General features: G+C 57.2%; 16 protein-coding genes. 12 read left to right on the top strand and 4 right to left on the bottom strand.

The genetic code is table 11. From position 1 onward, the window contains the following. Positions 1–297: 297 nt before the first annotated feature. The 10 genes from CMQ96_RS23865 (at position 298) to CMQ96_RS23820 (ending at position 8,991) form a co-directional block, all read left to right on the top strand. Positions 298–636, top strand: a complete 339-nt coding sequence (locus CMQ96_RS23865) for a PRD domain-containing protein (protein ID WP_098067435.1) — start codon at positions 298–300, stop codon at positions 634–636. Positions 637–647: 11 nt separating this feature from the next. Beyond that, the gene (locus tag CMQ96_RS23860; protein WP_004098072.1) at positions 648–1,010 is read left to right on the top strand and encodes an SFCGS family glycine-rich protein; all 363 of its coding nucleotides are present in this window, start codon (positions 648–650) and stop codon (positions 1,008–1,010) included. 2 nt (positions 1,011–1,012) lie between these two features. Then, positions 1,013–1,312, top strand: a complete 300-nt coding sequence (locus CMQ96_RS23855; protein ID WP_098067434.1) for a DUF4312 family protein — start codon at positions 1,013–1,015, stop codon at positions 1,310–1,312. A 21-nt stretch (positions 1,313–1,333) separates the two neighbouring features. Further along, positions 1,334–2,110 (top strand): DUF4311 domain-containing protein, encoded by a 777-nt coding sequence (locus tag CMQ96_RS23850; RefSeq protein ID WP_004098075.1) that lies wholly within the window; start codon positions 1,334–1,336, stop codon positions 2,108–2,110. A 12-nt stretch (positions 2,111–2,122) separates the two neighbouring features. After that, positions 2,123–2,767, top strand: coding sequence for a DUF4310 family protein (locus CMQ96_RS23845; protein WP_004128208.1), 645 nt, complete (start codon positions 2,123–2,125; stop codon positions 2,765–2,767). A gap of 42 nt (positions 2,768–2,809) precedes the next feature. Next, the gene (locus tag CMQ96_RS23840) at positions 2,810–3,943 is read left to right on the top strand and encodes an amidohydrolase/deacetylase family metallohydrolase (protein WP_082236811.1); all 1,134 of its coding nucleotides are present in this window, start codon (positions 2,810–2,812) and stop codon (positions 3,941–3,943) included. Beyond that, positions 3,927–5,045, top strand: a complete 1,119-nt coding sequence (locus tag CMQ96_RS23835; RefSeq protein WP_098067433.1) for a DgaE family pyridoxal phosphate-dependent ammonia lyase — start codon at positions 3,927–3,929, stop codon at positions 5,043–5,045. The genes CMQ96_RS23840 and CMQ96_RS23835 overlap by 17 nt, the downstream gene beginning before the upstream one ends. After that, positions 5,042–5,782: a KDGP aldolase family protein gene (locus CMQ96_RS23830; RefSeq protein WP_004137220.1), complete on the top strand. Its 741-nt coding sequence runs from the start codon at positions 5,042–5,044 to the stop codon at positions 5,780–5,782. Before CMQ96_RS23835 ends, CMQ96_RS23830 begins: the two co-directional genes overlap by 4 nt. A 124-nt stretch (positions 5,783–5,906) precedes the next feature. Further along, positions 5,907–7,058: a lactonase family protein gene (locus CMQ96_RS23825; RefSeq protein ID WP_098067432.1), complete on the top strand. Its 1,152-nt coding sequence runs from the start codon at positions 5,907–5,909 to the stop codon at positions 7,056–7,058. Positions 7,059–7,080: 22 nt separating this feature from the next. Beyond that, a complete protein-coding gene (locus CMQ96_RS23820) occupies positions 7,081–8,991 on the top strand; it encodes a transcription antiterminator (RefSeq protein WP_098067431.1) in 1,911 nt (636 codons plus the stop codon). Between the two features lie 44 nt (positions 8,992–9,035). On the opposite strand, the gene CMQ96_RS23815 is transcribed toward CMQ96_RS23820, so the two are convergent. After that, a complete protein-coding gene (locus tag CMQ96_RS23815) occupies positions 9,036–9,428 on the bottom strand; it encodes a DUF4280 domain-containing protein (protein WP_098067430.1) in 393 nt (130 codons plus the stop codon). 576 nt (positions 9,429–10,004) lie between these two features. Here CMQ96_RS23815 and CMQ96_RS23810 point away from each other — a divergent pair. Beyond that, positions 10,005–10,490 carry an Hcp family type VI secretion system effector gene (locus CMQ96_RS23810; RefSeq protein ID WP_004137212.1) on the top strand — a complete coding sequence of 162 codons (486 nt, stop codon included), beginning with the start codon at positions 10,005–10,007 and terminating at the stop codon, positions 10,488–10,490. A gap of 57 nt (positions 10,491–10,547) precedes the next feature. On the opposite strand, the gene CMQ96_RS28960 is transcribed toward CMQ96_RS23810, so the two are convergent. Next, entirely contained in the window at positions 10,548–10,682 is a 135-nt protein-coding gene (locus CMQ96_RS28960) for a hypothetical protein (protein ID WP_255256995.1), read from the bottom strand. On the opposite strand from CMQ96_RS28960, the gene CMQ96_RS23800 reads away from it, so the two are divergent. Further along, entirely contained in the window at positions 10,681–12,399 is a 1,719-nt protein-coding gene (locus CMQ96_RS23800) for a type VI secretion system Vgr family protein (protein ID WP_098067437.1), read from the top strand. The two genes, CMQ96_RS28960 and CMQ96_RS23800, sit on opposite strands and share 2 nt — an antisense overlap. A 17-nt stretch (positions 12,400–12,416) precedes the next feature. Here the strand turns inward: CMQ96_RS23800 and nrdG are convergent, their stop codons facing one another. Together nrdG and nrdD are read right to left on the bottom strand one after the other, a co-directional pair. Further along, positions 12,417–12,881 (bottom strand): anaerobic ribonucleoside-triphosphate reductase-activating protein, encoded by a 465-nt coding sequence (nrdG, locus tag CMQ96_RS23795; protein WP_049131684.1) that lies wholly within the window; start codon positions 12,879–12,881, stop codon positions 12,417–12,419. A gap of 257 nt (positions 12,882–13,138) precedes the next feature. Continuing rightward, on the bottom strand, positions 13,139–15,277 hold the full coding sequence (gene nrdD, locus CMQ96_RS23790) for an anaerobic ribonucleoside-triphosphate reductase (RefSeq protein WP_004128226.1): 2,139 nt from the start codon (positions 15,275–15,277) through the stop codon (positions 13,139–13,141). Positions 15,278–15,524: the final 247 nt, after the last annotated feature.

Genomic DNA, 15,524 nt, shown 5'->3' with positions numbered 1-15,524 from the left:
CCCCAAACCCCAAACCCCAAACCGTTCCGCGGGCCCTTGCAGGTGGGTAAGCTGACGTAAAAAACTACCTTCATCACATTTTTCTCTTTTCTACTCAGCGGGTTCCGCTTCAGCATCGCTGGCGTTTTTGTGATATTCATCACGCGAATTTTGTTAAGTGAATACATTCTTTGTGGTTATGTGAAATGAATCACGCCTGCCGCCGTTCTTTCCACTTCGAAGTGGAAAACAACTCGCTACAAACTCTTTCTCCCCGGCATTAGTGTTATCTCCAGAGACATCAACGGGGTAATTCAAGTGAATAACGGAGCGGTAACACACGTCCCAGAGGAGCAGGCCACGCTAACCGAGCAGCTGGCCGATAAGATGCTGCAGCAGGTTTTCGCGCTATTAAGCCGCCGCAACATCGTCCCCAACGACGTGCAGGAGCAAATGCTGACCTCCCACGTTCGGGCGATGGCCCATCGCTCAATCAGCGGCGAGCCGCTGCCGGAAGTGGATGCCAGCCTGTTCGAAGAGATCTCGGAAGATTCAATAATGCTGGCCCGCGAAGTGGTCGCACAGTTCGGCAATCTGCCAGATGAAGAAGCCTGGCTGCTGTCTGTCCACTTCGAAGTCGCGAAAGATAACCTGTAAGGAGCACTCAAATGGAACAAATCACCGTTGTTATTGGCGATCGCCTGGGTAAAGGACAAAAAGTTGCCGCAGGTGCGGAAAAAGCCGGCGCTCGCGCCGTTGTCGTCCCGGGCGTCGCCGCGGATATGAAGCTGGGCGACATGATGAAAGCCGAAAACGCCACCTTCGGTATCTCTTTCTGCGGCAGCGGCGGCGCAGGGGCGATCACCGCGCAGAATAAGCACGGCTACAAAGCAAAATATGGTATGCGTTCCGTTGATGAAGGCGTCACCGCGATCAACGAAGGCTACAACGTTCTGGGCTTCGGCTTTATGGATAAAGAAGAACTGGGCGAACGCCTGGTTGAGGCCTGGAAGAAGAAGTACGGCGCGTGAGCATGAAAGAGCAATTCACCACCACGGTGAGCGTTACCGGCAAAGGCGAGAGCAAAGCGCGCGCTTTCGCCGATGCGCTGAACCATGTTCAGGCGGCGGTGATGAAAACGTCGCCGCACATTCTACTGCGTATTGAACCACAGGATGTGGAGGTTGTTCATGCGCGTGAAGCGGTACGGAGAGAGGCGTTTTTATTCTTCTTTCTGCGCCGCGAGCGACGGAGCTACAGCGTGGAGCTGAAGGTCACCGTCACCGTGACCGCCATTAATCTCGATAAAGTGGATTTCGTCACACAAACCTGATTTTCACCAAAGGGTCAGACTATGTTCCTGATAATTTTAATAAAATCGCTCATCATCGGCGGCCTGGTCGGCGTCGGCGTTGGCGCCGGAGCGGCACGCATGTTTCATGCGCCCACCACGCAGGGGATGGGGGCGTTTCGTACATTGGGCGAGCTGAATTCATGTGAAGGCGATCCGGCTTCCCACTTTTCTTTTGGCCTGGGCTTCTTCTTCAACGCCTGGGCCTCTTCCGTCGCGGCAGGCTCCTTCACGCAGGACGTTGACCACCGCATCATCCCCAACTGGGGGGCGGCGGCCCTGATGATCAAAAACCGCAACGTCGGCGAGACGCTGCACGATCCGAAAAAGATGGCCATCGCCTGCGGCATTATCGGCATGATCGTGGTCGCTTTCCTTAACCTGACCGCCTCTTCAGTACCGGAAGCGCTGCAGGTGACGGCGGTCAAAGTCCTGGTTCCGGCGGCAAACCTGCTGGTGAACACGGTGATGCCGGTTATCTTCTGGCTGGCGGCGATTGATGCCGGTAAAAAATCGGGCTTCTGGGCGACGATTTTCGGCGGCGCGGCGCAGCTGATTATGGGTAACGCCGTACCGGGCCTGGTGCTGGGCATCCTGATTGGTAAAGGCGTAGAAGAGAGCGGCTGGCACCGCGTCACTAAAGTGATGATGGTGGCCATCGTCGCGCTGTTCGTCCTGAGCGGCTTCTTCCGCGGTTTCGACATGAAGATGATTGAATCCTTCCATCTGACCGTGCCGAACTGGCTGGAACTGATCCACAACTCGCTCAGCGGTAAATAACAGGAGCCTCTCATGGAACAAAATAAAGGTTTTTGGTATGCCGACTGGTCGTTCCCGATCTTTGTTGGCCTGCTCTCCTCCGGCGTCTTTGCCGGGACGCATATGTACTACCTCTACGGCATCGGCGCGTTTAACGAAGTCGCTTTCGTGGCGATGCTGAAAGCGGGAATCGATACCGGGGCCTACGGCGCGGTGGCGGCGTTCGGCGCCAGCTTCCTGTTCGCGCGTATTATCGAAGGCTCGCTGGTGGGGATTCTGGATATCGGCGGAGCGATTCAGACCGGCGTCGGCCTGGGCGTTCCGGCGCTGCTGCTCGGCGCGGGCTTTGTTTTCCCGGTCGCCAACTTTGCCGCCTCTCTGGCCACCGGCCTGGTGCTTGGCCTCGCCATTGGCTACATCATCATCCTGGCGCGTAAATTCACCATCAACCAGAGCGACTCCACCTACGGTGCGGACGTCATGATGGGGGCCGGTAACGCCTCCGGCCGCTTCCTCGGGCCGTTGATTATTCTCAGCGCCATGGCCGCTTCTATTCCTATCGGCATCGGTTCTCTGGCGGGCGCGCTGCTGTTCTACATCTGGCAGAAGCCGATCACCGGCGGCGCGATCCTTGGCGCGATGCTCCTTGGGTCAATTTTCCCGGTGGCGATTAGTTAAGTCCTGCGGGCGCATCGGCGCCCGCGTTAACAGGAGAGAGATATGTTTGATTTACTCCTGCGCCGTGCGCGCCTCGTCGACGATACCCTGACCGATATCGCCATCCGGGACGGTAAAATCGCGGCGCTTGGCGAGATTAGCGCCCCTGCGCGCAAAACTATTGCGCTGGACGGCAGCTGTTACGTCAGCGCGGGCTGGATTGACTCCCACGTTCACTGCTATCCGAGCTCGCCGATATACCATGATGAGCCGGACAGCGTGGGGATTGCTACCGGCGTGACCACCGTGATTGACGCGGGCAGCACCGGCGCGGACGACGTGGATGATTTCTACCAGCTGACCCGCGAAGCCGCGACCGAGGTTTATGCCCTGCTTAACATCTCCCGCGTCGGGCTGATTGCCCAGAATGAACTGGCCAATATGGCGAATATCGACGCGGAGGCGGTGAAGCAGGCGGTCAACCGCTATCCGAACTTTATCGTCGGCCTGAAGGCGCGGATGAGCAGCAGCGTGGTGGGCGAAAACGGCATTACGCCGCTGGCGCGCGCGAAGGCGATGCAGCAGGAAAACGGCGGCCTGCCGCTGATGGTGCATATCGGCAATAATCCGCCCGACCTGGATGAAATCGCCGATCTGCTGACCTCAGGCGACATCATTACCCACTGCTACAACGGTAAACCCAATCGTATTCTGACGCCGTCCGGCGAGCTGAAAAGCGCGATTTCCCGTGCGCTACAGCGCGGCGTGCGCCTTGATATCGGCCACGGTACCGCCAGCTTCAGCTTTGAGGTGGCGCGTCGGGCGATTGCTATGGGCATTCTGCCGCACACCATCAGCTCCGATATCTACTGCCGCAACCGTATCGACGGCCCGGTGCGCTCGCTGGCGCTGGTGATGTCGAAATTCCTCGCCATCGGGATGTCGCTGCCGCAGGTCATCGACTGCGTGACCGCCAACGCCGCAGACGGCCTGCGTCTGACTCATAAAGGGCGGCTGGAGGTGGGCTACGACGCCGATCTCACGCTGTTTACCCTCGCGCAGACGCCGACGGTGCTGGTGGATGCGGAAAAAGAGAGCCTTCAGACCGACACGATTCTGCAGCCGCTTGCCGCCGTTCGCGCGGGCAAGGGCTATCTGACCGAACAAGGGAGCGCGGAAAATGCCTTCGATTTTTGAGAAATATGATTTAAAACAGGTTATTAATACCTCCGGTCGTATGACTATTCTCGGCGTCTCCACGCCGCGGCCGGAAGTGGTGGAAGCCGCGATGGCGGGCATGAACCAGTACTTCGAGATGAAAGATCTGGTCAATAAAACCGGCGCGTATATTGCGAAGCTGCTGGACGTGGAAGGGGCGACCGTCGTCTCCTGCGCCTCGGCGGGCATCGCCCAGTCGGTGGCGGCGGTGCTGGTAAAAGACAGCGACTGGCTGCTGGAAAACCTGCACGTGACGCCGATCGAAAACAACGAAATCGTGCTGCCTAAGGGCCATAACGTCAACTTCGGCGCGCCGGTGGGCACCATGGTGGCGCTGGGAGGCGGCAGGCTGGTGGAAGCGGGTTACGCCAATGAATGTTCCGCCGGGCAGCTGGCGGCGGCGATTACCCCGCGCACCGCGGCCATTCTGTATATCAAATCCCACCACTGCGTGCAGAAAAGCATGCTCAACGTGGCGCAGGCGGCCACGGTGGCGCAGCGCCATAATCTGCCGCTGATTGTCGACGCGGCGGCGGAGGAAGACCTCCAGGCCTACTATCGCGCCGGCGCGGATCTGGTGATTTATAGCGGCGCGAAGGCGATCGAAGGGCCGACCAGCGGGCTGGTGATCGGCAAAACCCAATACGTTGAGTGGGTCAAACGCCAGTCGAACGGCATTGGCCGGGCGATGAAGGTGGGCAAAGAGGGGATTATCGGCCTGACCTGCGCCATCGAACACTACCTGACGGCGAGCAAAGAGAGCGGTGAGCAGATGGTGGCGAAGATGACGCCGTTTATTCAGCAGCTTAATACGCTTAATGGCGTGACGGCGCGCGTGGTCTGGGACAGCGCCGGTCGCGATATCGCGCGGGCGGAGATTAAGTTTGATGAAGCGGTGACCGGCGTCAATACCGGTGATTTGGTCAACGCGCTGAAGCAGGGCGAATACGCCATCTACTTCCGCGGCTATAAGGCCAATGAAGGCATTATTGAAGCCGATGTCCGCAGCGTGAACGCGCAGCAGCTGGAGATTGTCTCCCGTCGGATTGCAGAGGTTCTGAACAAGGAGAAAAACGCATGAAACTCACCCCTAATTTTTACCGTGACCGCGTCTGCCTGAACGTGCTGGCGGGCAGTAAAGATAACGCCAGCGAGATTTATGAGGCGGCGGAAGGTCATGTACTGGTGGGCGTGCTCTCCAAAAATTACCCGGACGTCGCCAGCGCGGTGGCCGATATGCGGGAATACGCGCTGCGGATTGATAACGCGCTCTCCGTGGGGCTGGGAGCCGGCGACCCAAACCAGTCGGCGATGGTCAGCGAAATCTCGCGCCAGGTGCAGCCGCAGCACGTTAATCAGGTATTTACCGGCGTAGCGACCAGCCGCGCGCTGCTGGGGCAGAACGACACCGTGGTCAACGGCCTGGTGTCGCCAACCGGTACGCCGGGGATGGTGAAGATTTCCACCGGCCCGCTCAGCAGCGGCGCGCCGGACGGCATCGTACCGCTGGAAACCGCGATTGCGCTGCTGAAAGATATGGGCGGCAGCTCGATTAAATACTTCCCGATGGGCGGGTTAAAACATCGCGACGAGTTTATCGCGGTTGCCGAGGCCTGCGCCCGTTATGATTTCTGGCTGGAGCCGACCGGCGGGATCGATCTGGAAAACTACGGCGAGATCCTGCAGATCGCGCTGGACGCCGGCGTGAGTAAAATTATCCCGCATATCTACAGTTCGATTATTGATAAAGCCAGCGGTAACACCCGCCCGGCGGACGTGCGTCAGCTGCTTTCGATCACCAAACAGTTAGTCAAATAGCGCCGTTGCCCCTTACCCCGGCCCTCTCCCAAAGGGTGAGGGAGAATACCGAACTGTACCCTCGCCCCTTTGGGGAAAGGGTTAGGGTGAGGGGAAACCCTTAGCGAACCATCAAGGAGCCACCATGCCAACCGCTCGTCACCTGCTTGTTGCTTCACTCTCTCTACTCGCCGCCGGCGCCGCTGCGCAAACCCACTACGCCTGGGTCGGCACCTATAACCCCAATGGCGAAGGACTGTACCGCTTTACCGTTGATAGCCAGACCGGGGCGCTGCGCGATAAAGCGCTGGTTGCTAAGCTGCCTAATCTTGCCCAGCTCGCCGTCTCGGCGGATGGCAAAACCCTGTACGCCGCCAGCGAAGTGGACAAGGGCGTGGTTCAGGCGTGGCGCATCGGCAGCAACGGCGAATTGAGCGAGCTCAATCAGGTCGCTTCCGGCGGCGCCGGGCCGGTTTATCTCTCCCTGACCCCCGATGGCCGCCATCTGCTGGTGGCAAACTACGTCAGTGGCAGTATCGCGGTGCTCCCGGTGAAGGAAGAGGGTAACCTGGGCGAAGCGGTGGATATACATCAGGATCAAGGGCCTGTGGGTGCGGAACGCCCGGCGGCGGCCGTCGAAGGCAGTTTTGCCATTAGCGATCATAACGGCCCCCACGCCCATATGGTCGCCGCCGATCCCAGCGGTAGGTTCGTTTACTCCACCGATCTGGGGCTGGACCGGATCTATCAGTACCGGCTGGATAACGCCAGCGGCAAGCTGACGCCGAACGATCCGCCGTTTATTGACGCCTCATCTCCCGGCGCCGGGCCGCGCCACTTTGTGTTTACGCCGCAGGGCGACGGACTATGGCTGATTAACGAAGAGGCATCGACGCTTACCTTCTATCATCTTGATAAGCAAAGCGGCCTGCTGCGCGAGGGGAAAACGGTCTCGGCGCTGCCTGAAGAGTATAAGGGCACCAGCTTTGCCGCCGGCCTGGTCCTGAGCCGCGATGGCAAGCAGCTGTACGTCGCCAACCGGCTGCATAACAGTATCGCCCACTTTACGGTGCTGGCCGACGGCAGCCTGAGTCACCAGGAAGATATCTGGACCCGCGGCGACTACCCGCGCACGCTGACCCTGGACAGTCAGGGGCAGTGGCTGTACGTCATGAACCAGCGTAGCGACAATATTACCCGTTTCCGCGTCGCGCCGAAGGATGGCAGGTTGACGTTCTCCCCGGACTACACTCCGGTCGGCGGCCCGTCACAGATGGTGATATCCGCTCAACCCTGAGCCGTAAGAAAAAGGAACTGACATGCGATTTCCCAATCAACGTTTAGCGCAGCTGTTTACTCTGTTGCAAAACGAAACGCTGCCGCAGGAGGAGCTGGCGCAGCGGCTGTCGGTTTCTACTCGCACGGTGCGCGCGGACATTACCGCGCTGAACGCGCTGCTGCAGCACTACGGCGCGCAGTTCACCCTCACTCGCGGCAGCGGTTATCAGCTGGTGATCCACGATCCGTCGCGCTATCAGACGCTGGAAGAGAGCGCGCCGAAAGCGCAGCACATCCCGCGAACCGCGGCGGATCGCAGCCACTTTTTGCTGGTGCGCTTTTTAACCTCCGCGTTTTCTATCAAGCTGGAGGACCTGGCCGATGCGTGGTTCGTCAGCCGCGCCACCTTACAGGGCGACATGGTTGACGTACGCGAACGTTTTCAGCGTTATCAGCTTACCCTCGAGACCCGTCCGCGCCACGGCATGAAGCTGTTCGGGAGCGAGGTCTCCATTCGCGCTTGCCTGACCGATCTGCTGTGGGAGCTGAGCCAGCACGGGCCGCTGAACCCGCTTATCGGCGAAGAGGCGTTTGACGCCAGCGTACCGGCGCTGCTGGCGGGCGTGCTGCAGGAGACGTTGACCCGCCATCACGTGCGCCTGACTGACGCGGGAGAACGTTTTGTCTGCCTGTACGGCGCGGTTGCCGTGCGCCGCGTGAGCGAAGGGTATCCGCTGGCCGACTTTAGCGCCGAGGATGTGGCGCAGAACGTGCGCGACGCCGCCCGCGAGCTGGCGAGCACCCTGCAACAGCTGGCGGGTAAACCGCTTGCCGCGGCGGAAGAGGAGTGGCTGTGCGTCCATCTTGCCGCCCGTCAGGTGCAGGACGTCGATCCGGGCACCATCAGCGCCGACGACGACGAAGCGCTGGTGAACTACATCCTGCGCTATATCAATCAGCAATATAACTACAATCTGCTGGACGACGCCCAGCTGCATGCGGATTTACTGACCCATATTAAGACCATGATCACCCGCGTGCGCTACCAGATAATGATCCCCAATCCGCTGCTCGATAACATCAAGCAGCACTATCCGATGGCGTGGGACATGACCCTGGCGGCGGTATCCAGCTGGGGAAAATATACCCCCTACGCCATCAGCGAAAATGAGATCGGCTTTCTGGTGCTGCATATCGGCGTCGGGCTGGAGCGCCATTACAATATCGGCTACCAGCGTCAGCCGCAGGTGCTGCTGGTGTGCGATACCAGCAACGCGATGGTGCGGATGATTGAAGCTATTCTTCAGCGAAAGTATCCGCAGCTGGAAATTGCCGCCACCCTCTCGCAGCGCGAATATGAACAGCGGCAAGAAGTCGCGGAAGATTTTGTCATCTCCACCGTGCGCATCAGCGAGAAAGATAAACCGGTGGTGACCATTGCGCCGTTTCCTACCGACTATCAGCTCGACCAAATCGGCAAGCTGGTGCTGGTGGACCGCACGCGTCCGTGGATGCTGAATAAGTATTTTGATGAGGCCCACTTTCAGGTAATTGATGCTCCGATGGATCGGCAGACGCTGTTTGCCACGCTGTGCCAGCAGCTGCAGCGGGAGGGGTTTGTCGGCGCGGAGTTTCATGATTCGGTGGTGGAGCGTGAGGCTATCGTCAGCACCATGCTCGGCGACGGCATCGCGCTGCCTCACGCCCTTGGGCTGCTGGCGAAAAAGACCGTGGTTTATACCGTGATTGCGCCGCACGGCATTGCCTGGGGCGATGAAACCGCGCATATCATCTTCCTGCTTGCCATCAGCAAAAGCGAGTATGAAGAAGCGATGGCGATCTACGATATTTTCGTTACCTTCCTGCGCGAACGCGCTATGGCCCGCCTGGCCGTCACCCGCAGCTTTGATGAGTTTAAAGCGGTGGCGATGGAGTGCGTCAGCCGATTTTGATTTGGCCCTTCGCCACGTTTTCCGTATCTGCCACGTTCACAACATCACGCCACGACCGTCGTCATCTGCCCAGGAAAACGAATCTGAATCACGCCGCCCCATATGCACATCAACTGTGACTGGGCGGTGAGGGCGGGTATATTCCCCACCAGCACCGTGGGTGAGCCTGGCATCCACGGCGCGGGCGTTGTCGGAATACAGGGCATCGGCGTCAGCACACCGAGTGCCGCGGCGGTAGCGGCGGCCACCGTCGGGTTGGCGATACTGTTGCACATCCCGAACGGCAAAATATTCACAAACGGTTTGTTATCCATAATATTCGCCATCGGCATGTTGCTGACGAGGGTGCGGCTGGTGAGCAGTACGTTCAGCATCGACGGCGCAACGCCAAATGAGCACTGCAATAATGCGCCGGTACAAACTCCGGGACAACTCATGGTAATACCCCCAGTTGCCGCCACAGTCGGCGGATGATGACTCGCGGAATAAACTGATGCGCTTTTATAACATTCAGCGCCCGTTTATTAGTTTGAACAGATACTACATAACCAAAGTAATAAATAAAGTAGATGCGTTTTTTGATGCATATCACTATTCATAATTTAACCTGTTAAAGAGTTGATATCAGCGAGCGGTTTTCATCGATGTATATTTTGTTGGTTGTTTTACATCTAATTGATTTTGGTTAATTAATTGTTTTAATTTGATTTTTATCAATTATCATTCGGTGCCTGGCAGTAAAGAATTTGATTGATATTTATTTGTGGTTGTGTTTTTTATATTGCTTATAGTTATCCTGAAAAAATACTATTTGAATAATGGGGCGACAGGATTAGCACTACGAATATTCTCGTAACAGGAATGGGCGAATATAGGCGAAGACGCTTAGCATAAAAGTCATTGTATTAGTTCAATGTGCGTAAAAATAATAGGAATGTGAAAAAAAGCGGTGCGATTCGGCTGATGGCGGAACTGCCGCTACCGGTTGCCGGCTGATTGATAAGGAGCAAAAGATGGATGCGATTTTTTTAAAGCTCGACGATATCGAAGGTGAAAGTCAGGCCAAAGGATTTGAAAAACAGCTTGAGATCATGAGCTACAGCCATAACGTGGCGATGCAGATCGCTAATGACGTCAGTAACACTGAACGTACCTCAGGGCGGGCGCATGTCGGTGAAATGTCGTTGACCAAGTTTGTCGATCTCGCGACGCCAAAGCTCAATGAGTACTGCTGTAGCGGGAAACCGATTACAGAAGCCGTGCTGACGTTGTGCCGTAATGATAACGGAAAAATGCTGCCATTTATCGTATATACCATGATGAACGTCGTTATCTCACATCTGAGCGTTAGCGGCGGTTCCGGCGGCAAACCGGTCGAAACGATGTCGCTGAACTTTACCAAAATTAAATGGGAAATCACCGCTCAGAAATCGGATGGTCAGAAAGAAGGCAACGTCTCTTCCGTTTGGGATGTGGCGATGAATAAGAAAGGTAGCTGAGGGTGGAAGCTTCGCACCGCCTGCCTTTGCGGCAAATTATACCGTTATAAAATCAAGCTACGTAGCGCCGGGTATCAGGTCGAGGATCAGGAGGCTGGTGTTCCTGCGATTGCCGTAGGTAGGTGCGATGGTGATGATGTTTATCATCAGGCTGACCGGCGTTAGCGCTGCTGCTGAAAAGGAATTTCCCATGCCCGAAACCACCATCATCAAACTCACCCTGACCGGCCTTACCGCCGCGACCGCGCGCACCGACTCCCAGCTTAACGGCCTGACCACCGCCACTGTCGCAGGAACCACCTCCGTGCCGTTAATCCTTGATACCGTGCTGGCGACCCATCTAACAACAACGATCAACAATGCCGACTATGACGGGCTGATTGCCGAGGCACGCCAGCTTCCGGCGACCAGCAACGCCGATCGCTATCAGTTTGTGCTGCGCCCCTGGCTGTGGTGGCTGACGCTCTCCAGCAACAACCGCGTTTTTCAGAACCTCAACGCGCAAGAAATTGTCGAGAAGGTGTTTAAGGACGGCGGATTTACCGACTACAAGTTCCAGCTGAAAAGCAAACCGGCGAAGCGTGAATACTGTCTGCAATATAAGGAAAGCGACTTCAATTTTGTCTCGCGGCTGCTGGAGCAGGAGGGGATCTTCTGGTTCTTCACCCATAAAGAAGGCAAGCATACGCTGGTGCTGGCGGATGATAACAGCGCCTGCCCGCCTATTCCCGGCGAGAAAAAAGTCAAGTATCAGGCGGCTCAGAACGGCGGGCGGGAAACCGGAATGATTCGTTCGGCGCAGCTGCGTTTACAGGCTACCGCGCAGGGGGCTCACCCCGGCAGTGATAAATCTGAGCAGCCGAAACAGCTGATCGGCGAAAGCGACTGCCCAGCGCTGATGGCAGGGCACTGGTTTACCCTCGCCGATCATGACGACAAAGCAACCAATATCGACTGGCTCATCACCACCGTCAGCCAGGAATATGACGGCGAACGCTACCGTAACCGTTTTACCGCTATCCCGAAAGCCACCCCGTATCACCCACCGTGCGCCACGCCGAAGCCGTTTATGCCTACGCAAACCGCAACGGTGGTCGGCAAAAATGGAGAAGAAATCTGGACTGACAAGCTCGGACGGGTAAAAGTGCAGTTTCCGTGGGAGCGGGAAGGCAAAAACGATGAGATCGGCTCCTGCTGGCTGCGGGTCGCCACCGCCTGGAGCGGTAACGGCTTCGGCGCGCAGTTTATCCCGCGTATTGGTCAGGAAGTGGTCGTGAGCTTTATCGACGGCGACCCGGATAAGCCGCTCATTACCGGCTGTGTGTACAACGGCGCGAATGCCCTGCCGTATGCGCTACCGGCGAATCAAAGTCAGTCGGGCATTAAAACCCACAGCGAACAAGGCTTTAACGAACTGCGCTTCGACGACAAAAAAGATGCCGAGCTGCTGGCGATGCAGGCGCAGAAGGATTTCCAGGTCACCGTGCTGAACGACAGTACAACCATCGTTGGCCATGATGAGATCCTGAGTGTGAAAAATAAACGCAGCGTAACGGTGAAGGGCGATCAGGAACACGCTATCGACGGTAATGAGACGCATAAGGTAAAAGGCAACTACACGCTCAATGTTGACGGTAATCTGACGATTAAGGTCAGCGGCACGCTCACCCTCGAGAGCGGCAAAACCCTGGACATAAAGAGTGGGGCGGGTCTTAACGCCAGCGCGTCAGGCAGCATGAAGCTGGATGCCGCCAGCATCGCCAGTGAAGCCAAATCCTCACTGTCCCAGAAAGCCGTAACCATCAGCCAGGAAGCAAGAGCGACGCTTACCAGCAAAGCCAGTGCCACCCAGACCGTTGACGGCGGCGGGATGCTGGTGATTAAAGGTGGCCTGGTGAAAATTAACTGATGAACGCCATGCTGGTATTAACGCAAATGGTGCACAACCTGGTTGCTGCTGCCGCGCCAGATTAGCGCCGGGTCTTTGAGATCCTGCACAAATTTGCCATCAACCAGCACGTTGATGAGATCCACCACCTGCATCTGCGCGTCGTTAAGTTCGGAAAGCGTGTAGCCGGTCCATACCCAGATGTCTTTACCGGGGCACTCGGCGCGAACGCGCTGAACCAGTTTAAGGATCTCCGGGACGTTCTGCGGATGCAGCGGGTCGCCGCCGGAGAGGGTGATCCCCTGGCGCTTAACGCGCGTGTCGTTGAGGTCGGCAATGATGCGGTCGGCCATCTCGGCGGTGAACGGCATGCCGGAATTTAGCCGCCAGGTGCTTTTGTTGTAGCAGCCGGGGCATTCGTGAACGCAGCCGGAGACAAATAGGGTGCAGCGGGTGCCCGGACCGTTAACGATATCTACCGGGTAGTACTGATGGTAATTCATTGTTTCCTCTTCTCATTTGACGCTGTAGCGGCGTTGGCTGCGCTCGTGCGCCCAGGTCACTTACTACAGTAAGCTCCCCGGGACTTGCTCGCTTGCCGCCTTGCTACAACGCCAACTGATTTGAGGAAACCCATATAGTGGCGGTAGCCCTGGATAAAAAGCGCGTTGCGCCGCGATCCGGGAACGGCTCCTGAGGGGCCAAACGGCTACTGGTCGGTACCCTCTCCTCGTTGGGGAGAGGGCTAAATCGCGCGGAATTAACCGATCTGCCCGTTACCCAAATGCTTCACGCGGCGCTTCACTTCTTCCTGCTTGCCGGCGTTGAACGGACGCGCGTCCGGGCTCCCGAGGTAGCCGCACACGCGGCGGGTTACCGATACGCGAGAAGCATCGTGGTTGCCGCATTTCGGGCAGGTGAACCCTTTGCTGGTGCACTCGAACTCGCCGGTAAAGCCGCACTCGTAGCATTCGTCGATTGGCGTATTGGTCCCGTAATAGGGTACGTGCTGATAGCTGTAATCCCAGACGTCTTCCAGCGCTCTCAGGTTGTGCTGAATATTCGGGTACTCGCCGTAGCAAATAAAGCCCCCGTTAGCCAGCGGCGGATAAGGCGCTTCAAAATCGATTTTATCGTACGGGTTCACCTTCTTCTCCACGTCGAGGTGGAAGCTGTTGGTGTAATACCCTTTATCGGTCACGCCTTCAATGACGCCGAACTCAGCGGTATCCAGACGGCAGAAGCGGTCGCAGAGGTTTTCGCTCGGCGTGCTGTACAGGCTAAAGCCGTAGCCCGTCTCGTCTTTCCACTGGTCTACCGCTTCGCGCAGGCGCTGAACGATGGCGACGCCTTTCTCACGCAGCGCAGCGCTATCGTACATATGCTTGTTGCCGAACAGCGCGTTGATGGTTTCATGGATGCCGATATAGCCCAGCGAAATCGACGCGCGGCCGTTTTTGAAAATCTCCGAAACGTCGTCGTCCGCTTTCAGACGCACGCCGCAGGCCCCTTCCATATACAGAATCGGCGCCACGCGAGCCTTTACCCCTTCCAGGCGGGCGATGCGGGTCATCAGCGCTTTACGCGCCAGCTGCAGGCGTTCGTCGAGCAGTTTCCAGAACTCGGTTTCGTCGCCTTTCGCTTCCAGCGCGATGCGCGGCAGGTTGAGGCTGATAACGCCGAGGTTATTGCGGCCATCGTGCACCTGTTCGCCGTCCTCGTTTTCCCACACGCCGAGGAAGCTGCGGCAGCCCATCGGGGTTTTGAACGAGCCGGTCACCTTCACGACCTGATCGTAGTTGAGGATGTCCGGGTACATACGCTTGCTCGCGCACTCCAGCGCCAGCTGTTTAATGTCGTAGTTCGCATCGCCGAACTTGTGGTTCAGGCCGTCGCGAATGGCGAAGACCAGCTTCGGGAACACCGCCGTTTTGCGGTTTTTACCGAGGCCCGCGATGCGGTTGCGCAGAATGGACTGCTGAATCAGGCGCGATTCCCAGCTGGTGCCAAGGCCAAAACCGAAAGTCACGAACGGCGTCTGACCGTTGGCGGTATGCAGGGTGTTCACTTCATATTCCAGCGACTGGAAGGCGTCGTAGCACTCTTTCTCGGTGCGGGAACGGGCGTAGCCTTCGGCGTCAGGGATGTGCCACTCTTCGGCAATTTTACGGTGCTTATTGAAGCTTTCGGTAACAAACGGCGCCAGTACTTCATCGATGCGGTTGATTGTCGTACCGCCATAAATATGGCTGGCGACCTGAGCGATAATCTGCGCCGTCACCGCGGTAGCGGTAGAGATAGACTTCGGCGGTTCAATCTCGGCGTTGCCCATTTTAAATCCCTGGGTCAGCATGCCTTTAAGATCGATCAGCATACAGTTGAACATCGGGAAGAACGGGGAGTAGTCGAGATCGTGATAGTGGATCACGCCGCGCTCGTGGGCCATCACCACGTCATGCGGCAGCAGGTGCTGGCGCGCGTAGTGCTTGGCGACGATGCCTGCCAGCAGATCGCGCTGGGTAGGGATGACTTTGCTGTCTTTGTTGGCGTTCTCGTTGAGTAACGCCGAGTTGGTCTGCTCAACCAGGCCGCGAATTTCCTGGTTCAGACGACCGCGCTTTTCACGTTGGCTATCGCGGTCGTGGCGATATTCAATGTAGGCGCGCGCCAGCTGCTTGTACGGCCCGGACATCAGTTGGTTCTCAACGGCGGTCTGGATCTCGCTGATATCCACCTGGGCGCGGCCCTGCATTTGCTGGCTAACGACTTCTGCGACGGTGGCGCAATAGTCTGCGTCATCGACTCCCGCTGCTTTAGCTGCACGTAGAATTGCTTCATTAATGCGCTCTGACTTGAACGGCACTTTACAGCCATCGCGTTTCATCACATGCGGTGTCATGATCACTCCATAATTTTTACAGAACAGGTTATCCACAGAGGCGGAAGGACAATCGAAGCCACGAGGCGCTATAGCTGCCGCCGTTTCCCTCCGATCCCGGCCCTTTTTATCCACATCCCATCACCGCCTGAGTACGATGGGCGTGGTGACATAATAGACTATTAATACAATATGTGGGGCTGGGACGCATTTTAAGTTCTATATGTAGTGCTTTGCATCAAAGATGTTTGCAATTTTATTGATGCAG

The organism is Klebsiella sp. MBT K-1, assembly GCF_002556465.1.
Classification (GTDB): Bacteria; Pseudomonadota; Gammaproteobacteria; order Enterobacterales; family Enterobacteriaceae; genus Klebsiella; species Klebsiella grimontii.
This window is presented reverse-complemented; position numbering and strand designations above follow the sequence as displayed.